Origin of the sequence: Streptomyces ortus (assembly GCF_026341275.1) — a bacterium.
GTDB lineage: Bacteria > Actinomycetota > Actinomycetes > Streptomycetales > Streptomycetaceae > Streptomyces > Streptomyces ortus.
In genome coordinates this window covers 4,681,197-4,701,513 of record NZ_JAIFZO010000002.1, presented here as the reverse complement: position 1 = coordinate 4,701,513, position 20,317 = coordinate 4,681,197, and the positions used below count along the sequence as shown (strand labels likewise).

Annotated in this window: 21 protein-coding genes, 1 tRNA gene and 1 pseudogene; 13 read left to right on the top strand and 10 right to left on the bottom strand. The window is 70.2% G+C overall.

The window, feature by feature from the left end:
• Positions 1–106 precede the first annotated feature (106 nt).
• The 3 genes from K3769_RS24180 to K3769_RS24170 all read left to right on the top strand — a co-directional run bounded on the left by K3769_RS24180 (position 107) and on the right by K3769_RS24170 (position 1,937).
• A complete protein-coding gene (locus tag K3769_RS24180) occupies positions 107–595 on the top strand; it encodes a phage holin family protein (RefSeq protein WP_267028442.1) in 489 nt (162 codons plus the stop codon).
• Entirely contained in the window at positions 592–1,557 is a 966-nt protein-coding gene (locus K3769_RS24175; RefSeq protein ID WP_267028441.1) for an alpha/beta fold hydrolase, read from the top strand. The genes K3769_RS24180 and K3769_RS24175 overlap by 4 nt, the downstream gene beginning before the upstream one ends.
• A 200-nt stretch (positions 1,558–1,757) precedes the next feature.
• Entirely contained in the window at positions 1,758–1,937 is a 180-nt protein-coding gene (locus K3769_RS24170; protein ID WP_107018148.1) for a hypothetical protein, read from the top strand.
• 115 nt (positions 1,938–2,052) lie between these two features.
• Here the strand turns inward: K3769_RS24170 and K3769_RS24165 are convergent, their stop codons facing one another.
• The 3 genes from K3769_RS24165 to nth form a co-directional block, all read right to left on the bottom strand.
• Positions 2,053–3,252, bottom strand: coding sequence for a MarP family serine protease (locus tag K3769_RS24165; RefSeq protein ID WP_267028440.1), 1,200 nt, complete (start codon positions 3,250–3,252; stop codon positions 2,053–2,055).
• Positions 3,253–3,372: 120 nt separating this feature from the next.
• A complete protein-coding gene (locus tag K3769_RS24160; protein WP_267028439.1) occupies positions 3,373–4,119 on the bottom strand; it encodes an NUDIX hydrolase in 747 nt (248 codons plus the stop codon).
• A 52-nt stretch (positions 4,120–4,171) separates the two neighbouring features.
• Positions 4,172–5,281 (bottom strand): endonuclease III, encoded by a 1,110-nt coding sequence (gene nth, locus K3769_RS24155; RefSeq protein ID WP_372515020.1) that lies wholly within the window; start codon positions 5,279–5,281, stop codon positions 4,172–4,174.
• Here nth and K3769_RS24150 point away from each other — a divergent pair.
• From K3769_RS24150 to K3769_RS24140, 3 genes are all read left to right on the top strand, one after another.
• A complete protein-coding gene (locus K3769_RS24150) occupies positions 5,271–5,966 on the top strand; it encodes a hypothetical protein (RefSeq protein WP_267028438.1) in 696 nt (231 codons plus the stop codon). The genes nth and K3769_RS24150 overlap by 11 nt on opposite strands.
• 192 nt (positions 5,967–6,158) lie before the next feature.
• Entirely contained in the window at positions 6,159–6,833 is a 675-nt protein-coding gene (locus K3769_RS24145; protein ID WP_016642758.1) for a Crp/Fnr family transcriptional regulator, read from the top strand.
• 154 nt (positions 6,834–6,987) lie between these two features.
• On the top strand, positions 6,988–7,833 hold the full coding sequence (locus K3769_RS24140; RefSeq protein WP_267028437.1) for a nucleotidyltransferase domain-containing protein: 846 nt from the start codon (positions 6,988–6,990) through the stop codon (positions 7,831–7,833).
• A gap of 24 nt (positions 7,834–7,857) precedes the next feature.
• Here the strand turns inward: K3769_RS24140 and K3769_RS24135 are convergent, their stop codons facing one another.
• The 4 genes from K3769_RS24135 to sp36 all read right to left on the bottom strand — a co-directional run bounded on the left by K3769_RS24135 (position 7,858) and on the right by sp36 (position 10,364).
• Positions 7,858–8,697: an MBL fold metallo-hydrolase gene (locus K3769_RS24135; RefSeq protein ID WP_267028436.1), complete on the bottom strand. Its 840-nt coding sequence runs from the start codon at positions 8,695–8,697 to the stop codon at positions 7,858–7,860.
• A complete protein-coding gene (locus tag K3769_RS24130) occupies positions 8,694–9,674 on the bottom strand; it encodes an NUDIX hydrolase (RefSeq protein WP_267028435.1) in 981 nt (326 codons plus the stop codon). The genes K3769_RS24135 and K3769_RS24130 overlap by 4 nt, the downstream gene beginning before the upstream one ends.
• A 64-nt stretch (positions 9,675–9,738) precedes the next feature.
• The gene (locus tag K3769_RS24125) at positions 9,739–10,206 is read right to left on the bottom strand and encodes a RidA family protein (protein ID WP_267028434.1); all 468 of its coding nucleotides are present in this window, start codon (positions 10,204–10,206) and stop codon (positions 9,739–9,741) included.
• On the bottom strand, positions 10,203–10,364 hold the full coding sequence (gene sp36 / locus K3769_RS24120) for a Sp36 family protein (protein ID WP_107018142.1): 162 nt from the start codon (positions 10,362–10,364) through the stop codon (positions 10,203–10,205). Before sp36 ends, K3769_RS24125 begins: the two co-directional genes overlap by 4 nt.
• Positions 10,365–10,549: 185 nt before the next feature.
• On the opposite strand from sp36, the gene bagA reads away from it, so the two are divergent.
• Both bagA and bagB read left to right on the top strand, forming a co-directional pair.
• The gene (gene bagA, locus K3769_RS24115; protein WP_267028433.1) at positions 10,550–11,527 is read left to right on the top strand and encodes an ATPase BagA; all 978 of its coding nucleotides are present in this window, start codon (positions 10,550–10,552) and stop codon (positions 11,525–11,527) included.
• Positions 11,524–13,089: an ATPase BagB gene (bagB, locus tag K3769_RS24110; RefSeq protein WP_267028432.1), complete on the top strand. Its 1,566-nt coding sequence runs from the start codon at positions 11,524–11,526 to the stop codon at positions 13,087–13,089. Before bagA ends, bagB begins: the two co-directional genes overlap by 4 nt.
• Before the next feature lie 182 nt (positions 13,090–13,271).
• On the opposite strand, the gene wblA is transcribed toward bagB, so the two are convergent.
• Entirely contained in the window at positions 13,272–13,610 is a 339-nt protein-coding gene (gene wblA / locus K3769_RS24105; protein WP_055515737.1) for a transcriptional regulator WblA, read from the bottom strand.
• Between the two features lie 408 nt (positions 13,611–14,018).
• On the opposite strand from wblA, the gene K3769_RS24100 reads away from it, so the two are divergent.
• On the top strand, positions 14,019–16,346 hold the full coding sequence (locus K3769_RS24100; RefSeq protein WP_267028431.1) for a transglycosylase domain-containing protein: 2,328 nt from the start codon (positions 14,019–14,021) through the stop codon (positions 16,344–16,346).
• Positions 16,347–16,512: 166 nt separating this feature from the next.
• Here the strand turns inward: K3769_RS24100 and K3769_RS24095 are convergent, their stop codons facing one another.
• Positions 16,513–16,977, bottom strand: coding sequence for a GatB/YqeY domain-containing protein (locus K3769_RS24095; RefSeq protein WP_267028430.1), 465 nt, complete (start codon positions 16,975–16,977; stop codon positions 16,513–16,515).
• 155 nt (positions 16,978–17,132) lie between these two features.
• Here K3769_RS24095 and K3769_RS24090 point away from each other — a divergent pair, with 155 nt between their 5' ends.
• From K3769_RS24090 to K3769_RS24075, 4 genes and pseudogenes are all read left to right on the top strand, one after another.
• On the top strand, positions 17,133–18,071 hold the full coding sequence (locus K3769_RS24090) for a metallophosphoesterase (RefSeq protein WP_267028429.1): 939 nt from the start codon (positions 17,133–17,135) through the stop codon (positions 18,069–18,071).
• A gap of 86 nt (positions 18,072–18,157) precedes the next feature.
• Positions 18,158–18,964 carry a Pr6Pr family membrane protein gene (locus K3769_RS24085; protein WP_308216394.1) on the top strand — a complete coding sequence of 269 codons (807 nt, stop codon included), beginning with the start codon at positions 18,158–18,160 and terminating at the stop codon, positions 18,962–18,964.
• A 48-nt stretch (positions 18,965–19,012) separates the two neighbouring features.
• Positions 19,013–19,086: transfer RNA gene (locus K3769_RS24080), tRNA-Pro, on the top strand.
• A 189-nt stretch (positions 19,087–19,275) separates the two neighbouring features.
• Positions 19,276–19,729: pseudogene (locus tag K3769_RS24075) on the top strand (phosphorothioated DNA-binding restriction endonuclease family protein); the annotation flags it as partial.
• Positions 19,730–19,783: 54 nt separating this feature from the next.
• On the opposite strand, the gene K3769_RS24070 reads toward K3769_RS24075, so the two are convergent.
• Positions 19,784–20,299 carry a Pycsar system effector family protein gene (locus tag K3769_RS24070; RefSeq protein ID WP_267028428.1) on the bottom strand — a complete coding sequence of 172 codons (516 nt, stop codon included), beginning with the start codon at positions 20,297–20,299 and terminating at the stop codon, positions 19,784–19,786.
• Positions 20,300–20,317: the final 18 nt, after the last annotated feature.

Sequence of the window (20,317 nt, the reverse complement as noted above, 5' to 3'; positions counted from 1 at the left end):
CGGTCCGAAACCACCGGCCGCACCATCCGGACAGTCACCACACCGGCGACACGACAAACACGACAACCCATACAACCCGGATAACCCAGATAACAGGGAGAACGCGATGAGCGCACCCGACGGCAGCCCGGTCGGCGCCGAACGCAGCATCGGCCAGCTGTTCGCCTCGGCGACGACCGAGATGTCCGCGCTGGTGCACGACGAGATCGCGCTGGCGAAGGCGCAGCTCAAGCGGGACGTCAAGCGCGGGGCGGTCGGCGGCGGCGCGTTCAGCGCGGCCGGCGCGGTACTGATCTTCTCCCTGCCGATGCTGAGTTTCGCCCTGGCGTACGGCATCCGTACCTGGAGCGGCTGGAACATGGCCGTCTGCTTCCTGCTGTCGTTCGCCGCGAACGTGCTGGTTGCCGCGGTCCTCGCGCTGATCGGTGTGGTCTTCGCGAAGAAGGCCAAGAAGGGGAAGGGCCCGCAGAAGACGGCGGCCTCGGTGAAGGAGTCGGCGGCCGTTCTGCAGAACGTGAAGCCGCACCCCCGTGAGATGACCACCGTGTACCGGGTCGGCGAGGGAGTCGAGGCTGTGACACGCTCGTCCTCATGACGGGCTCCTCCCTCCCTGCCGGGCAATCACCCCCGGCGCAACCCACCTCTGTCGTACGGCTCGACGTACCCGGCGCCAAAGAGGTGATCCACCGGGATGTCGCCGCGAACGGGGCGCGCTTCCACATCGCCGAGCTGGGTGACGGGCCGCTGGTCCTGCTGCTGCACGGCTTTCCGCAGTTCTGGTGGGCCTGGCGGCATCAGCTGGTGGCGCTCGCCGACGCGGGCTTCCGCGCGGTCGCCATGGACCTGCGGGGCGTCGGGGGCAGCGACCGCACCCCGCGCGGCTACGACCCGGCGAACCTCGCGCTCGACATCACCGGGGTCGTACGGTCACTCGGTGAGCCCGACGCCGCGCTGGTCGGCCACGACCTCGGCGGCTATCTGGCGTGGACGGCGGCCGTGATGCGCCCCAAGCTGGTGCGCAGGCTCGTGGTCTCCTCGATGCCGCATCCCCGGCGCTGGCGCTCCGCGATGCTCTCGGACCGGAAGCAGACCGCGGCCGGTTCGTACGTGTGGGGTTTTCAGCGGCCCTGGATCCCGGAGCGCCAACTGATCGCCGACGAGGGCGCCCTGGTCGGCCGGCTGATCCGCGACTGGTCGGGGCCCCGGCTGCCGGACGACGACGTCGTGGAGACGTACCGGCGGGCGATGCTCATCCCCTCGACCGCGCACTGCTCGGTGGAGCCCTACCGGTGGATGGTCCGCTCGATGGCGCGTCCCGACGGCATCCAGTTCAACCGGCGGATGAAGCGGCCGGTGCGGGTGCCGACGCTGCATCTGCACGGATCTCTCGATCCGGTGATGCGCACACGGAGTGCGGCGGGGTCCGGGGAGTACGTCGAAGCGCCGTACCGCTGGCGGCTGTTCGACGGGCTCGGGCACTTCCCGCACGAGGAGGACCCGGTGGCGTTCTCCACCGAATTGGTGAACTGGCTTCAGGACCCCGAGCCGGACCGCTGAGACGGCCGTTCGGGACGCCCACGGGGGGTTACGCCGCTGGTCGCGCCGTGGGTCCGACGGTCGGCGGCGGGGTCTGTGGCCCCATGTGTCACACGGGTCCCAGGAACGTCTGTTCTACGAACGCCAATTGCCTCACGCATAGGCCAATTGGGGGGCGTGGGGGCGGTTATCGACCTTGGGGCTGGGGCAGACGTCGGTGTATGGGCTGGACGCACGACTACAGTGACGCAGCACGCAACCGCCGCTCGATCGGCGGGCTGAGTTCTCATCGAAGGGGCGCCCCGCAGTTGCAGGGCACGGACCCCCGACTGGGAATCCCGCACATTCTGAGGCGTCGGGCCCGATGGGTCTCGGCGCGTTTGCGTCATCCCCGCGGCTGATCGGCTCAGGAACCCTCAGCAGCGCGGCCCGTGCGGGCAGACGGCTCGCACAGCCCGTGCGGACAAGGGCTCGCGCCGCCCGTGTGACGGGGCCGCCCGCGCCGGAACCCGCCCTCTAGAGCGCGCAGCTGTCGCTGTCCACCTGCTGGTTGGCGGTGCGGCCCTTGATGATGTCCTCCCGGATCTCCTCCACGGTCAGCGCGTAACCGGTCTCGGGATCGTCGAGGGACTTCGCGAACACCACGCCGTACACCTTGCCGTCCGGGGTGAGCAGGGGGCCGCCTGAGTTGCCCTGGCGCACGGTCGCGAAGAGCGAGTACACCCCGCGCTTCACCGTGCCCCGGTGGTAGATGTCCGGTCCGTTGGCCGTGATGGGGCCGCGCACCCGCGCCGCGTTGATCGTGTACGAGCCGTTCTCCGGGAAGCCCGCGACGATCGCGCCGTCCGACCGGGCCGCCGGCCGGGCGGAGAACTGCAGGACGGGTGCCTGCAGTTCGGGCACGTCGAGTACGGCGATGTCGCGCTCCCAGTCGTAGAGCACGACCTTCGCGGCGAGCCGCCTGCCCTCGCCGCCTATCTGGACGTACGGCTCGTCCACGCCGCCGACCACGTGCGCGTTGGTCATCACGCGGCGCTGTCCAAAGACGAAGCCGGTGCCTTCGAGGACCTTGCCGCAGCTCTGGGCGGTGCCGGTGACCTTGACGATGGAGCGCTGGGCACGGGTGGCGACCGGGCTCGTGGCGAGGGCCGGGTCGGGTGCCTTCACCGGGTCGATCTGCTCGTCCGAGAAGGGGCTGAAGACCTGCGGGAAGCCGTTGCGCGCGAGGACCGAGGAGAAGCCCTGGAACCAGGTGTCGGCCTGGGCGGGCAGGGCGCGCGCCACTCCGAGCAGCACCTTGGAACTGCGGACCTCCTTGCCGAGCGTCGGCAGCGTCGTACCGGCGAGGGCCGAGCCGATCAGCCAGGCCACGAGGAGCATCGCCACCACGTTGACGAGGGCGCCCCCCGTGGCGTCCAGCGCGCGGGCCGGGGACCAGGTGATGTACCGGCGCAGCTTGTTGCCCAGGTGGGTGGTGAGGGCCTGGCCGACGGAGGCGCAGACGATCACCACGACCACGGCGACGACGGCGGCGGTCGTATCGACCTTCGCGTCGTCCGTCACCGCGCCCCAGACGACGGGCAGGAGGTAGACGGCGACGAGGCCACCGCCCAGGAAACCGATCACCGACAGGATGCCGACGACGAACCCCTGGCGATAGCCCACGATCGCGAACCACACGGCGGCGACCAGCAACAGGATGTCCAGCACGTTCACTGCTTCGAGCCTCGCCTCATCACTTTGCGGTAGCCACGTCCTGGCCGGGGGGCCGGCCCGCCGCACAGCGACAGGGAGACGGAGATCCCCCCGGAAGGACACAGCACAGAGGCCACCCTGTCATGCGCGCCAGTCGAGCGGGACCTGCTTGTCCTGGTCCCAGGGACGCTCCCAGTCGGCGTAGTGCAGCAGACGGTCGATGATTCCGGCTGTGAAGCCCCACACCAGGGCCGATTCGACCAGGAATGCCGGACCTCGGTGACCCCTGGGGTGGACCGCCGTCACACGGTTGGCCGGGTCCGTGAGATCCGCCACGGGCACCGTGAACACCCTCGCGGTCTCGTTCGGATCGACCGCGTCGACCGGTGTCGGCTCACGCCACCAGCCGAGGACGGGGGTCACCACGAAGCTGCTCACCGGGATGTAGAGCTTCGGCAGCACACCGAAGAGCTGGACGCCCCGGGGGTCGAGCCCGGTCTCCTCCTCGGCCTCGCGCAGGGCGGCCCGCAGCGGCCCGTCGGCCTGCGGGTCGCCGTCCTCGGGGTCGAGGGATCCCCCGGGGAAGGACGGCTGTCCGGCATGCGATCTGAGCGAGGTGGCGCGCTCCATGAGCAGCAGCTCGGGGCCGCGCTCGCCCTCGCCGAACAGGATCAGCACGGCCGACTGGCGTCCGGCGCCGTCCTCAGGCGGCAGGAAACGGCTCAGCTGGCGGGGCTGGACCGTCTCGACGGCGCGGACCACCGGGTCCAGCCAGCCGGGCAGCCCGGCCTTGGTCAGGGCCAGATCGCCGTACCGCCTGTCGTGCGTGCCGTGCCGCAGGTCGGGTGTGCCGTCCTGCAGGTCGTGCGTATGGCTCGTGCGCGTCATCGCCACCCCCGTTCTGCTGCTCTCAACGCCCGCGACGCCGCAGATCGTTCCGTCATCCGGTGCCACGCGAGGGTGAACCCGGGGCGGGCGCGGTGGAACCGGGCGCGGGCGAATCGGGACCGGCGGGCGCGGGCGGGGCGGTGGCGGGCGGGGCGGTGGCGGGCGCTCCGAGCGGCGGGGCCGGGATACCGCCCGCGTCCAGGTAGGACTGCGGAGGGTTGAGGCGCTGGCCAGGGAAGCCGCCCTTCTCGTACTTCAGGAGCTTCTTCGCCTTCTCCGGGTCCGTCTCGCCCTCCCCGTACGCCGGGCAGAGCGGGGCGATGGGGCAGGCGCCGCAGGCGGGTTTGCGGGCGTGGCAGATACGGCGGCCGTGGAAGATCACGTGGTGCGACAGCATCGTCCAGTCGCTCTTCGGGAAGAGCTCGCCGACGGCCCGCTCGATCTTGTCGGGCTCCTTCTCGGCGGTCCACTCCCAGCGTCGTACGAGCCGCTGGAAGTGGGTGTCGACGGTGATGCCGGGCCGGCCGAAGGCGTTCCCGAGGACGACGAAGGCGGTCTTGCGGCCGACGCCAGGCAGTTTGACCAGGTCTTCGAGGCGGCCGGGCACCTCGCCGCCGAAGTCGTCCCGCAGGGCCTTGGAGAGGCCCATGACCGACTTGGTCTTGGCCCGGAAGAACCCGGTGGGGCGCAGGATCTCCTCGACCTCCTCCGGGTTCGCCGCGGCCAGGTCCTCGGGCGTGGGGTACTTCGCGAAGAGCGCCGGTGTCGTCTGGTTCACCCGCAGGTCGGTCGTCTGCGCCGACAGGACGGTGGCGACCACGAGCTGGAAGGGGTTCTCGAAGTCCAGCTCGGGGTGGGCGTACGGGTACACCTCGGCCAGCTCGCGGTTGATACGCCGGGCCCGCCGGACGAGAGCCGTGTGCGACTCGTCGCGAGGCGGCTTGGCGGGAGCGACGCGACCGGCGGTCACGTCGCCGGCGACGGCTTTCTTGGCGGGCGCGGCCTTCTTGGCCGACACGGCCTTCTTGGCCGACACGGCCTTCTTGGCGGGCCCGGCCTTCTTGCCCGGCGCGGACTCTTCGGCAGGCGCGGCCTTCGCGGCGGCGGTGGCCTTCTTGACGGTCACGGCCTTCTTGACGGTTGCCGCTTTCTTGATCGGCACGGCCTTCTTGCCGGACACAGCTTTCTTGGCGGGCACGGTTTTCCTCGCACGGACGGGCTTCGCGGCAGGCACCGCCTTCTCGGCGGGCCCGGCCTTCTCGATGGCTGCGGACTTCTGCGGGGGCGCGGATTTCCTGGCGGACGCGGACCTCACGGCCTTCACCGCCGACGCGGACTTCTTGGTCGCGGCGGCCCTCACGGAAGGTGCGGGCTTCTTGGCCGAAGCGGCCTTCCCACCTGGTGCGGACCTCTTGGCCGAAGCGGCCTTGACGGACGGTACGGACTTCTTGGCCGAGGCGGCTTTCACCGCCGACCCGGGCTTCTTGGCCGCAGCGGCCTTCACGCCCGGTGCGGGCCTCTTCGCCGGCGCCTTGGTGGGCGTCCTGGCGGACGTCCTCGTGGGCGCGGTCTTCCTCGCGCTCTCCTTGGCGGTCCTCTTCGCGGCGGCGGCCTTCCTGGCGACCGCGACCTTCTTCGCGGCCGCGGCCATCTCCGAGGCGGCGACCCCCGCGGCCTTCCCGGCGGCTCCCGCCGCGGTCGTCGCCGGTCGCGACCCCGCCGCTTTTGTCGTTTTCCTCGCTCCACCGGAACCCTGTTCGCCCACAGCGGAATCACGACGTACACCCACGCGCCCAGCCCCCTTGGCCTGTGCTCTCACCGGCGATTTGGACACCCGGCCAGCCTAAAGCCCACCACTGACATCTGCCCCGGCCACCATCCATCAGCCCCCAATTGGCCCCCTGCCGCACTGTCGGACACGCCGGTGCGGCAGACTTGTGACTGATCACACTGTTTGGACCGTCCAGCAAAACGGGGAACACGGACCCCTGGTACACCGGGACCAAGATCCCCTGAGCAGGTCGACAAGGAGAGAACTCGTGGACGACGTTCTGCGGCGCGCCCCGCTCTTCGCGGCGCTCGATGACGAGCAGGCCGCGGAGCTCCGCGCCTCCATGAGTGAGGTGACCCTCGCACGCGGTGACGCGCTCTTTCACGAGGGCGACCCCGGAGACCGCCTGTACGTGGTCACCGAGGGCAAGGTGAAGCTGCACCGCACCTCACCCGACGGCCGCGAGAACATGCTGGCCGTCCTCGGCCCCGGCGAGCTCATCGGTGAGCTGTCGCTGTTCGACCCGGGCCCGCGGACGGCGACCGCCTCCGCGCTGACCGAGGTGAAGCTGCTGGGCCTCGGCCACGGCGACCTCCAGCCCTGGCTGAACGCACGCCCCGAGGTGGCCGCGGCCCTGCTGCGCGCCGTCGCCCGGCGGCTGCGCAAGACCAACGACCAGATGTCCGACCTGGTCTTCTCCGACGTACCGGGCCGGGTGGCGCGCGCGCTCCTGGACCTCTCGCGCCGCTTCGGCGTGCAGTCCGAGGAGGGCATCCACGTCGTGCACGACCTGACGCAGGAAGAGCTGGCCCAGTTGGTCGGCGCCTCCCGCGAGACGGTCAACAAGGCGCTCGCCGACTTCGCGGGCCGCGGCTGGCTCCGCCTGGAGGCCCGCGCGGTGATCCTGCTGGACGTGGAGCGCCTCGCGAAGCGCTCGCGCTAGCCGTCGTCACGGGGCTCGCGTCAGCGCTACCTCACGACTTCTTACCGAAGGGCCCCGCCGAACGGCGGGGCCCTTCGGCGTCACGGCACGGCCTCCCGGCTTTCGGGGTCGAAAACGGCATGCCGCCGCCGCTGCCTCCCGGCACAGTGGTGCCATGGCCGCGAAGAGAGGGCTCGACGCCCTCGGGTACATCGAGCGCGAAGGCTCCCCCGGTCGCGTACCGGAGGCGTTCCGGCCGGTGGTCGCCGCGGCCCGCGAGCGGGTGCCGGACGTCTTCGGGGCCCGGCTGCACAGCGCGTACCTCTACGGGTCGATTCCGCGCGGGACCGCGCGCGTGGGCCGTTCCGATCTCGACCTGCTGCTGGCCCTGCGTGAGGAACCCACGGAGGCGGACCGGGCGGACGCGCGCACACTCGACGAGGCCCTCGACAAGGAGTTCACCGAGATCGACGGGGCCGGGACGCTGCTGGTCGGCCGTGCGCAGGTGCTCAGCGAGCTGGAGAGGCACGACCTCGGGTGGTTCGTCGCGTGTCTCTGTACACCGCTGCTGGGCGAGGACCTCGCCGAGGAGCTGCCGCGCTACCGGCCCGGCACGCTCCTCGCCCGCGAGACGAACGGCGACCTCGCACTGCTTCTCCCGCGCTGGCGCGAGCGGATCGCCGGAGCCGTTGAGGGCACCGGGGCGGGCGGCCCGGCGGAGGCGGCCCTGCGGCCCCTGGTGCGTTACATGTCCCGCCACCTCGTCCGGACCGGCTTCACCCTCGTCATGCCCCGCTGGAACGGCTGGACGAGCGATCTGGCGGAGATGGCCGAGGTGTTCGCCGCGTACTACCCGGAGGGCGGCCATCCGCGGCGGGCCGCCCAGCTGCGGGAGGCCGCCGTTCTCGGCCGGGAGCCGGTCGGTGACCATGACGTCCTGCGGTCGTACGTCGACGACCTCGGGCCGTGGCTCGCCGCGGAGTACGCGCGCGTGCACGGCGTCAAGAAACCGCGCCCGTAGCGGACCGGCGCGCCCCGGCCCGGCTCACTCCCGCCCGATGAGCCCGTGCTCCTTGAGGTAGTCCAGCTGTGCCCGTACCGACAGCTCCGCCGCCGGCCACAGGGAGCGGTCGACGTCCGCGTAGACGTGGGCGACGACCTGGGACGGGCTGGTGTAGCCGTCCTCGACGGCCGTCTCGACCTGGGCGAGGCGGTGGGCCCGGTGGGCCAGGTAGAACTCCACGACCCCCTGGGCGTCCTCCAGGACCGGCCCGTGGCCCGGCAGGACCGTGTGCACGCCGTCGTCGACCGCCAGGGACCTCAGCCGCCGCAGGGAGTCCAGGTAGTCGCCCAGCCGCCCGTCGGGGTGGGCCACGACGGTGGTGCCCCGGCCCAGGACCGTGTCGCCGGTCAGCACGGCCCGGTCGGCGGGCAGATGGAAGCAGAGCGAGTCGGCGGTGTGTCCGGGCGTCGGTACGACCCGCAGCTCCAGGCCGCCCGTCGTGACCACGTTCCCGGCGGCCAGGCCCTCGTCACCGAGCCGCAGCGCCGGATCGAGCGCCCGTACCTTCGTGCCCGTCAGCTCGGCGAACCGCGCCGCGCCCCCGGCATGGTCCGGATGCCCGTGCGTCAGCAGGGTCAGCGCGACCCGCTTGCCGGCCTTCTCGGCGGCGTCCACGACGGCACGCAGGTGTACGTCGTCCAGGGGCCCCGGATCGATCACCACCGCCAGTTCGGAGTCCGGCTCGGCCACGATCCAGGTGTTCGTGCCGTCCAGGGTCATCGCGGAGGCGTTCGGGGCGAGGACGTTGACGGCGCGCGGGGTGGCGGGGCCCGAGAGCACCCCGCCGCGCGGCTGGCCGGGAAGTGCTGCGGCGTCGGTCATGCGGAGGCTCCACCGGTCGGGATGTGCTTGGTGAACTCGTCGTGGCCCGGCCAGCTGAGGACCAGCTCGCCGTCCACCAGCCTGGCCTGTGCGAGGACGGGTGTCATGTCGCGCCCGGGCGCCGCGGCGAGGGCCTCGGCGGCGCTCCCGTACGCGTCGAGCTGGCGCAGGGTCGCGATGGTGGGCGGCATCATCAGGAGGTCGCCCCTGTCGTAGCCGTCCATCGCCTCCGCGGGGCGGATCCAGACGGTGCGGTCGGCCTCCGTGGAGGCGTTCCGGGTGCGCTGGCCCGCCGGGAGGACGGCCACGAAGAAGAAGGTGTCGTAGCGGCGGGGCTCGAACTCCGGGGTGATCCAGCGCGTCCAGGCACCCAGCAGGTCGGAGCGCAGCACGAGCCCCCTGCGGTCGAGGAACTCGGCGAAGGAGAGGTCGCGGGCGACCAGGGCCGCCCGGTCGCTCTCCCAGTCCTCCCCGGTGGTGTCGCCGACCACGGTGTCCGGGGCCGGGCCCGCGAGCAGGACGCCCGCCTCCTCGTACGTCTCGCGGACCGCCGCGCAGACGATCGCCTGGGCCGAGGCCTCGTCGACGCCGAGCCGGGACGCCCACCACGCGCGCGTGGGGCCCGCCCAGCGGACGTGGTGGTCGTCGTCCCTGGGGTCCACCCCGCCGCCCGGATACGCGTACGCGCCTCCGGCGAAGGCCATGGAGGCGCGTCTGCGCAGCATGTGCACGGCGGGACGGGAGCCGCCGGACCCCCCGGAGCCGGTGCCGGTGCCCTTGAGCGCCTCGGAGCCGGTGCGCTCGCGGCCGGTGTGCTCGGCGGGCTCAGGGTCCGTGGTCTCGGCCGGCTCGGGGCCGGTGTCCTTCAGCAGCATGACGGTGGCCGCCCTTCTGGGGACGACCGGTGTGAGCGTGCCCTCCGAGAGAGCGCGGATCCTCTCGGGCCACTCCGGGGGGTACCACTGCCCATTCGCCATGGGCGGAGGCTATCCCGGAGTGAGCTGATGTTCGAGAGGCGACGATCGCTCCCTCCGGAGAGGTCTACGCCTGCGTCAGCTCCACCTGGATCTCGACCTCCACGGGCGCGTCGAGCGGCAGCACCGCCACGCCGACCGCGCTGCGCGCGTGCACGCCCTTGTCCCCGAGGACCTCGCCCAGGAGCTCGCTCGCGCCGTTCAGGACGGCGGGCTGGCCGGTGAAGTCGGCCGCCGAGGCGACGAAGCCGACGACCTTCACCACGCGCGCGATGCGGTCGAGGTCACCCGCGACCGACTTGACCGCCGCGAGGGCGTTCAGCGCGCAGGTGCGGGCCAGTTCTTTGGCCTCCTCCGGGGTGACCTCCGCGCCCACCTTGCCGGTGAGCGGAAGTTTGCCGTCCACCATCGGGAGCTGGCCGGCCGTGTACACGTACACACCCGACCGTACGGCGGGCTGGTACGCGGCCAGCGGCGGTACGACGGCTGGCAGGGTCAGTCCCAGTTCGGCCAGTTTCGCCTCGACAGCGCTCACGCGGCCCGCTCCCGCTTCAGGTAGGCGACGAGCTGCTCGGGGTTGTTCGGCCCGGGCACGACCTGGACGAGCTCCCAGCCGTCCTCGCCCCAGGTGTCCAGAATCTGCTTCGTGGCGTGGACGAGCAGAGGCACGGTTGCGTATTCCCACTTGGTCATGGGGGCGACTGTATCCGCTGGCACGGCCCGCCCTTCCCGGCCCTCCCCGGCCCTCCGCCCGCCGCCCGGCCGACGACCGGGCCGATGACTGGCCGATGACTGGGCAGCGCGCTCCCTGGGCACCCGTATGCGAAGCAGGGCCCCACGGCCACCGCACCGCGCAGTGAGGAATTAGGCTCGAAGACGTGAGCAGGCTTCAGGTCGTCAGCGGCAAGGGCGGTACCGGAAAGACCACGGTCGCCGCAGCACTCGCGCTCGCCCTCGCGACCGAGGGCAAACGTGCCCTTCTGGTCGAGGTCGAGGGCAGACAGGGCATCGCGCAGCTCTTCGAGACGCAGGCGCTGCCCTACGAGGAGCGGAAGATCGCCGTCGCTCCCGGTGGCGGGGAGGTGTACGCACTCGCCATCGACCCCGAGCTGGCCCTTCTGGACTACCTCCAGATGTTCTACAAGCTCGGCGGCGCGGGCCGCGCCCTGAAGAAGCTGGGCGCCATCGACTTCGCGACCACCATCGCGCCGGGCCTGCGGGACGTGCTCCTGACGGGCAAGGCCTGTGAGGCCGTACGCCGCAAGGACAAGCGCGGGCGGTTCGCGTACGACTACGTGGTGATGGACGCGCCGCCGACCGGGCGGATCACCCGCTTCCTGAACGTGAACGACGAGGTGGCCGGGCTCGCCAAGATCGGCCCGATACACAATCAGGCGCAGGCCGTGATGAGGGTGCTCAAGTCGCCCGAGACCGCCGTGCACCTGGTGACGCTCCTGGAGGAGATGCCCGTCCAGGAGACCGCCGACGGCATCGCGGAGCTGCGTGCCGCGCGGCTGCCGGTGGGGCGGACCATCGTGAACATGGTGCGGCCCGCGATCCTGGACGAGGCCGACCTGGAGCTCGCGCGCGAGGCGCCGCGTACGGCCGTCGCCAAGTCGCTGTCGGCCGCCGGACTCGGCGGCGCGCGCCGCGGCGGGGTCGCCGAGCGCCTGGTGGAGCCGTTGCTGAACCAGGCGGAGGAGTACGCGGAGCGGTACGCGCTGGAGCGTGAGCAGCGTGCGGTGCTCCATGGGCTGGAGCTGCCGCTGCACGAACTCCCGTTGCTCGCCGAGGGAATGGACCTCGCGGGCCTGTACGAACTCGCCAAGGAACTGCGTCAGCAAGGGATCTCATGAGTCAGGACCCCGCCCGCGCAAACGATTCTGCCCGCGAACCCGCCGGCAAAGGCGGAGCCGCAGGCGCGCCCGGAGCCAGCAGCACACCCGGAGCCTCCGGCGCCTCCGGAGCCACCGGCAAGCGCGGCTCCACCGGCACACCCGGATCCGCCCGCGCGATCGATCCCGCGTCCGCCGCCGTCCTGGGGGTCGACGCGCTGATCGACGACCCCGGGACCCGCATCGTGGTCTGCTGCGGCGCGGGCGGCGTCGGCAAGACCACCACCGCGGCGGCGCTGGGACTGCGGGCCGCCGAGCGTGGCCGCAAGGTGGTCGTCCTGACCATCGACCCGGCGCGCAGGCTGGCCCAGTCGATGGGCATCGACGCGCTCGACAACACTCCGCGCCGGGTGAAGGGCATCGACGACTCCGCGAGCGGCGAGCTGCACGCGATGATGCTCGACATGAAGCGCACCTTCGACGAGATCGTCGAGGCGCACGCGGACCGCGAGCGGGCGGCCGCGATCCTGAACAACCCCTTCTACCAGTCGCTCTCCGCCGGCTTCGCGGGCACACAGGAGTACATGGCGATGGAGAAGCTGGGGCAGCTGAGGGCGCGCGAGGAGTGGGACCTCATCGTCGTCGACACGCCGCCCTCGCGCTCGGCCCTCGACTTCCTGGACGCCCCGAAGCGGCTCGGTTCGTTCCTGGACGGCAAGCTGATCCGGCTGCTGACCGCGCCGGCGAAGCTGGGCGGCCGGGCCGGGATGAAGTTCCTGAACGTCGGGATGTCGATGATGACCGGCACCCTCGGCAAACTGCTCGGCGGTCAGCTCCTGAAGGACGTGCAGACGTTCGTGGCGGCCATGGACACCACCTTCGGTGGTTTCCGTACGCGCGCGGACGCCACGTACAAACTGCTCCAGGCGCCCGGTACGGCGTTCCTGGTCGTCGCGGCCCCGGAGCGGGACGCGCTGCGCGAGGCGGCGTACTTCGTGGAACGGCTGGCCGCGGAGGAGATGCCGCTCGCCGGTCTCGTGCTGAACCGGGTCCACGGCAGCGGCGCCACCCGGCTGTCCGCCGAGCGCGCACTCGCCGCCGCGGAAAATCTTGCCGAGGCCCGCATTGTGGATCAGGTGGGCGGGAAAGCTGGACTTCGTAACTCTCCCGACACGTACGGCAGTTCAGAATCACCCGCTACCGAGACCGGCGTTTCGAAGACCGCCGTTCCCGAGGCTCCCTCATCCGACGCAGGCTCCCCCGCCGCGGACCGGACCAGTGCCGACGGAGCAGGAACGGACGACGACCGCGACACCGTGGACCCCGAGACCCCGGACCGCGACGACAGCAGCACGGAAGGCCGCACCGTCGATCAACTCACCGCAGGCCTGCTGAGGCTGCACGCCGAACGTATGCAACTGCTCTCCCGCGAGCAGCGCACACGTGATCGCTTCACCGCGCTCCACCCCGAGGTGGCGGTGGCCGAAGTGGCCGCGCTGCCCGGCGATGTGCACGACCTCGCGGGGCTGCGGCACATCGGGGACCGGCTCGCGGCCGACATCACGCCGGCCGGAGGTTCTTGAGCCCGACCCGAAGGAGCCTTGAACACGACCCGAAAGGTTGTTGAACACAACCCGAAGGGTTCTTGAACACGACCCGAGGGTCTTGAGCACGACCCGGAGGTTTCTGAGCCCGAGGGAGCCGCTCGCGCCTGTGTCGGGCGCATACGGAACCGCTGTGAGTCCGCCAGGTGGGCGGATCCCGGTCAGCCCACCGCTGCGTAGTTCTCGTACACCTCTTCCTCGTCGAGGGGCAGGATTCCCGCCCCCCGCTCGTACTCGGTACGCGCGGTTTCGAGCAGCCTGCGCCAAGAGGTGACGGTTGGTCGCCTGCGCAGCAGTGCGCGGCGCTCCCGCTCCGTCATCCCTCCCCACACGCCGAACTCGACGCGGTTGTCCAACGCGTCGGCCAGGCACTCCGTGCGCACCGGGCATCCGGTGCACACCGCCTTCGCCCGGTTCTGCGCTGCTCCTTGAACGAACAGTTCATCCGGATCGGTAGTGCGGCAGGCCGCCTGCGCACTCCAGTCGGTTACCCAGCCCATACCGGCGCCGTCCTCTCCCGAATCGAGGCTCCCCCACGGCGGCAGCGGCATATTCACCGCCACCAGTTCAGGACGTTACGGAAGGTGGGCACAGTCAACCAGCCCCTTCGGGCCCAATCTTGAATGGCCCGAATGGACTATGGGTACGCGACAGATCACCCAACGGAGTGACCCGACGACATACGTGACTTTCCCGGCAGACCGGGGCACTTGACTTGCGTCACAACGGACGTCGGCTGACACATGAGGCGGATTCGGACACGCCCTCAACAAAAAAGTCGAGTGAAGACCGAGACGATTCGGGGTCGCCGGACGTATTGATACGTGGTCCTACTGCTGTGACAGTTGAGAGCAGCTTAGGCCAACGCCTATACGCGTGTCCGGCGAATGAGAACGTAGGCTGCCCTCATGCCAAAGAAGCGCTCGGGCGGTGGTCTGTCTCCCACGCAACAGGCCGCCAAGTTCCTCGGTGTCAGTGTGCTCGCGGGGGCCGTCATGGCCGGGATCGCCGTGCCGGCGTTCGGTGCGCTCGGTCTCGCGGCCAAGGGTTCGGTCGAGGGATTCGACGAGATCCCGGCCAACCTGAAGCGGCCACCGCTGAGCCAGCGCACCACGATCCTGGACAACCAGGGCGGTCAGATCGCCACGGTCTACTCGCGTGACCGCACGGTGGTCGACCTCAAGGACATCTCGCCGTACATGCAGAAGGCGATCGTCGCGATCGAGGACGCGCGGTTCTACGAGCACGGCGCGGTCGACCTCAAGGGTGTCCTGCGCGCCCTCAACAAGAACGCGCAGAGCGGCAACGTCTCGGAGGGCGCCTCGACGCTCACCCAGCAGTACGTCAAGAACGTCTTCGTGGAGGAGGCCGGCGACGACCCGACGAAGGTCGCCCAGGCCACCCAGCAGACCCTCGGCCGCAAGGTCCGCGAGCTGAAGTTCGCGATCCAGGTCGAGGAGGAGCTGGGCAAGAAGAAGATCCTCGAGAACTACCTGAACATCACGTTCTTCGGGCAGCAGGCCTACGGCGTGGAGGCGGCGGCCCAGCGTTACTTCTCCAAGTCCGCCAAGGACCTGGAGGTCCAGGAGGCCGCGCTGCTGGCCGGCATCGTCCAGTCGCCGACCCGGTACGACCCGGTCAACGACGAGGCCGAGGCCACCAAGCGGCGCAATGTGGTGCTGCAGCGCATGGCCGAGGTGCACGACATCTCGCAGGCGGAGGCCGCGGAGGCCAAGAAGAAGCCGCTCGGCCTGAAGGTCAGCAAGCCGAACAACGGCTGCATCACGGCCGTCAAGGACTCCAGCTTCTTCTGCGACTACGTGCGTGAGGTGTTCCTGACCGACCCGGTCTTCGGCAAGACGCAGAAGGCCCGGGCCAAGGTCTGGAACCAGGGTGGCCTGACGATCCGTACGACGCTCGACCCGCAGGCGCAGAAATCGGTCCAGGCCTCGCTCAAGAACCATGTCAACAAGTCGGACAAGGTCGCGGCGGCCTCGACGCTGGTCGAGCCCGGTTCGGGCAAGATCCTGGCGATGGGCCAGTCGAAGCCGTACGGCTACGGCAAGAACGAGACCGAGATCAACTACTCGGTCGACCAGAAGATGGGCGGCTCGAACTTCGGCTTCCCGACCGGTTCGACGTTCAAGCCGTTCCTGGCCGCGGCGGCCCTGGAGGGCGGCAAGCCGGTCACGCAGTCCTATCCGGCGCCGTACGAGATGCCGTATCCCGACAGCGTCCAGGCGTGCGGCGGAAAGACCTGGCGCAACAGCGAGGGCGCGAAGGTCGAGAACGAGGACGAGTCGGAGGTCGGCCCGTACGCGCTGAAGAAAGCCATGGCGCTGTCGGTCAACACCTACTTCGTGCAGATGCTGGAAGACATCGGGATGTGCCCGGTGGTGGACATGACCGACAAGCTGGGCGTCGTGCAGGGCAACGGCACCAAGCTGCCCGAGCAGCCCTCGTCGATGACCCTCGGCTCCACCGGTATCTCGCCGCTGACCATGGCGAGCGCGTACGCCGCCTTCGCCAACCGGGGCACGTACTGCACGCCGGTAGCGATCGCGTCGATCAGCCAGAAGCTCGGCGGTGAGAAGAAGTCCTTGTCGGTTCCGAAGTCGTCGTGCTCGCGCGCGATGTCGGAGACCACCGCGGACACGGTCAACACGCTGCTGAGCGGTGTGGTCGACTCCGGTACGGGTCAGGAGGCCGGTCTCACCGACCGCGCCAACGCCGGCAAGACCGGTACGACGGACTACCGCAAGAACGCCTGGTTCGTCGGCTACACGCCGAACCTGTCCGGCGCGGTCTGGGTCGGCAGTGCCACCCAGAAGGTCAAGATGGTCAACATCACCATCGGCGGGACGTGGCACGAGAAGGTCTTCGGCGGCGCGGTGCCCGGACCGATCTGGAAGGACGCCATGACCGGCGCCCTCTCCGGCAAGGAGTCCCCGAGCTTCAACCTCGTCAACATCCCCGACCCCCAGAAGGACCGCGACAAGGACCGCGACCGGGGCGACGGCAACAACGGAGACCACGGCAACGGCAACGGCGGCGGCGGAAACGGGGAGAACCGGGGAAATGACAATGGGGGCGGCACCGACGGTGGCCCGCCCCAGATCCCCACGCCGACCTTCTCCATCCCCGACGAGTGGACGATCGGCGGCAACGACGGCAACAACGGCGGCGGTAACGGAAACGGGAACGGTGGGAACGGTGGCGGGGGCACCTGGCCGTAGACCGGCCTGACGTCCATCACCTGCTGGTACGCCGATGGGGGCGCCCCCTGTTCTCAGGGGGCGCCCCCATCGGCGTACGACCGCGGCCGGTGCCGGCGGTGGTGGCCTTGGCGGCGGCAGTGGTGGTGGCGTTGGCGGTGGTGGTGGCGTTGGCGGTGCTCGGAACTCAGCCCGCGAGGCGCTTCTTGACCTCCGCGGCGACGCGACCGCCGTCCGCCAGACCGGCCACCTTCGGGTTCACGATCTTCATGACCTGGCCCATGGCGCGCGGGCCCTCGGCGCCGGCCGCCTTCGCCTCCTCGACCGCCTGCGCGACGAGCTGCCGCAGTTCGTCGTCGGAGAGCTGCTTGGGCAGGTACTCGGCGAGGATCTCGCCCTCCGCCTTCTCGCGCTCGGCCGACTCGGCACGGCCGCCCTGCGCGAACGCGTCGGCCGCCTCGCGGCGCTTCTTCGCCTCCTTGGCGATCACCTTCTGCACCTCGTCGTCGGAGAGTTCGCGCTTCTGCGTACCCGCGACCTCCTCCTTCTGGACGGCGGCGAGGGTCAGCCGGAGCGTCGAGGAGCGGAGCTCGTCGCGCCCCTTGATCGCGGCGTTGAGGTCTGCCTGCAGCTTCGACTTGAGCGTGGTCATGGGGTCGATTGTCGCAGGTGCGGTGCGGCGAACGCCCTTGTATTTCGGCGGCCGGCCTCTCGTGGACCGCTCAGGAGTCCTCTGCGGGCCGCCCATGAGCCGTACGTGGGCCGTCCGTGGGGTTCGGGGCGTCCAGGGTCTGACACGATGGGCGTATGCGCGCGCGATACGGAGTACCACTGGGAATCGCGGCGGCTGGTGCCGCCGGTCTGCTCTACTCGGCGGGGTTCGAAGCCCGCTCGTTCAGACTGCGGCGGGTGACGGTCCCGGTGCTGCCTCCCGGGATGCGACCGCTGCGCGTGCTCCAGGTCTCCGACATCCACATGGTGAGCGGGCAGCGCAAGAAGCAGCGCTGGCTGCGTTCGCTGGCCGGGCTGCGCCCCGACTTCGTCATCAACACCGGGGACAACCTCTCGGACCCCGAGGGCGTTCCGGAGGTCATGGACGCCCTCGGCCCCCTGATGGAGTTCCCCGGAGCGTACGTCTTCGGCTCGAACGACTACTACGGGCCCACGCTCCGCAACCCCGCCCGCTACCTCTTCGAGAAGACGCAGGGCCGGCACGGGCTGAACGGCAACGCGCCCGCCGTCAACGTCGTCCACAACCCGTGGGAGGAGCTGCGCGACGGCTTCGACGCGGCGGGCTGGCTCAACCTCACGAACGTCCGGGGCTCGCTGAAGATCGACGGCTACGAGATCGAGCTGACCGGGCTCGACGACCCGCACGTCAAGCGCGACCGGTACGCGCGCGTGGCCGGCGGCCCGTCCGACGCGGCCGACCTCTCCCTGGGCATCGTGCACGCGCCGTACCTGCGCGCGCTGGACGCGTTCACCGCGGACGGCTACCCGCTGATCCTGGCGGGCCACACGCACGGCGGGCAGTTGTGCATCCCCTTCTACGGCGCCCTGGTCACCAACTGCGACCTGGACACCGACCGGGTGAAGGGCCTGTCCACGTACACGGAGGAGGAGTCGGACCGGACGTCCTACCTGCATGTGTCGGCGGGCTGCGGGACGAGCAGGTACACGCCGGTGCGGTTCGCGTGCCCGCCGGAGGTGACACTGCTGACGCTCACGGACCGGACTTCCGCGTAGCCCCCGTCTTCCCTGCCTCTCCCTCACCTCCCCCGTCCGGTTGAATAGATTTAGCCCCTTTTGTCATCCTCTCCTAGCGTGAGGGGATGACCACTCCCATACCTGCGGACATCCCGGACATACCCAGGATCCCGGGCATAGCCGCCACCGCCGCCGCTTCCACCGTCCCCGTGGTGCCCGCGTACGCCGTGGTCCCGCGCGTACGCCGCCCCGTGGTCGCCATCTTCCGCCTGGTCATCGCCCTGGCGGCAGCCGCGGGAGTGGCACTCGACCTGCTCCTCGGTGCCCCGCTGCGCGTCCTGAGCTACGCCACGATCCTGAGCAGCGTCCTGGTGGCCGGGGTGTTCACCGTCTCGGCCTGGCGGGCATGGAAGGCCCACCACCCCCTCCGCCCCTCCCTCACCGCCTGCACCTTGCTGTACGCGGTCGGGACGGGCCTGCTCTACCACCTGATCCTGGCCGACGACGCGACCGCCTTCTCCATGACGAGCGACGCCGCGACGCTCACCGGCTGGCACGCGGCCACGAACCAGCTGCTGCACACGGTGGTCCCGGTGGCGGTCGCGCTGGACTGGCTCCTGCTGACCCGCCCGAGGGCGCTACGCCTGCACAGCGCGGCTGCCTGGATGATCCTTCCGGTCGCGTACCTGGCATACACGCTGACCCGGGGCCTGCTCCTCCCCCCGGGCACGCCGGCCCGCTACCGCTACCCCTTCCTCGACGTGTCCCGGCACGGCTTCGTCGAGGTCCTGGGCAACGTCACGATCCTCGGCCTCGCCTGCTACGCCCTGGCCGTGCTCCTCGTCGCCCTGGACCACATCAGGCCCGGCCCACGCCGCCACCGGGCCCCGGAAAACCGGATTTCGTCTCCGGCCACCGGTGGGCTAAAGTAAACGACGTCGCCACGGCACACCACGAGAGTGGCCAGCCACCAGCGACATCGGGGTGTAGCGCAGCTTGGCAGCGCGCTTCGTTCGGGACGAAGAGGTCGTGGGTTCAAATCCCGCCACCCCGACAGCCAAAACAGCAGGTGAGGCACCTACGGATCTCCGTAGGTGCCTCACCTGTTTCTGCATGCGTGTCTATCTGCGTGACTACCGCTCGGGGCCCCGCTTGAAGATGCCGTCCATGACCACGGCACCGGTCTGGATCACGGGCCGGATCTGCGACCGGTGGTCACCAGGCACCACTACGATCGCCGGTCATGGACTGGCCGGAGCGTGCAGCGAAATTGAGGCAGTGGAGCAGAAGCGGGGACCGTGCTCTGCACAAGCCGTTGCTGTTGTTGTATGCCCTCGGTCGTTTCGGCAGGATGCCTCCGATGAACTGCGGTAGAGCGTCGTGGAGAAGGATCTGCCGCGGCTATTGGCCGAATACGGTCCGCCGAACAGTGCCACTCCGGCCTACCCGTTCCGCCACCTGGTGAGCGACGGCGTGTGGGAGGCACGCACCCGCGGACCGGGCAGCCCCGGCATCGAGGTACGGGAGCCTCGGGCACCGCGGGGCGGCTTGGCGCCGGAGCTGCGGACAGCGCTGCGGCGTGAACCGGCGCTGCTCGGCCGGATGGCACGGGTCCTGCTCGACCCGCACTTCCCCCTTCACTCCACGCCGACCTGTGCCAATCCGTCGGCCTGGAGCTGGAGCCGGCGGAGATCGGATCCAAACAGCTCTCGGACGCCGTGTGGAGGCGGCGGCATCCGTGATGCGTGCGCTCACGTCGGCGTGCCCGTCAAGATGCCCAGCGAGGTGAGGGTGACGAAGGCCGCGCTCCAGGCCATCGCGTGGCGGATGCAGCGGTATTTGATCCAGACCGTGCGGGACAGGATGGTGAGCTGGCTGAGGTCACGTTCCCTCGAGTCGGTACGTCGCACGGCCTCTTCGAGGCAAAGGACAGACGCCGTCGCGTTTACATCACCGAAGTAGTGCGCACGGGCATGGTGAGGCCGGCCGACGCGTGGAGTCACGGCCAGACCGAGCTGGACGAGGGATACGAAGCAGGTGACGCAGCCGGCCCAGAGCAGGATCTGCGAGACGACGGCGTAGCCACGTGGTTCTATGGCACCACCCAGTATCACACCTAGCAGTGCGGTCAATGCGGCGCCCATGGACGCGAGGAGGAAGCCGGCCTTGTTGTCGGCTTTCAGCAGTTCCTCCCGTGCCTCGGCCAGCAGTGTGCGTACGAGTTGGGCGTCGCGAGTGGGCTCCGTTGTGCCTTCGCCTGTAGCCATGGTGCTCCTGTCGGTTGT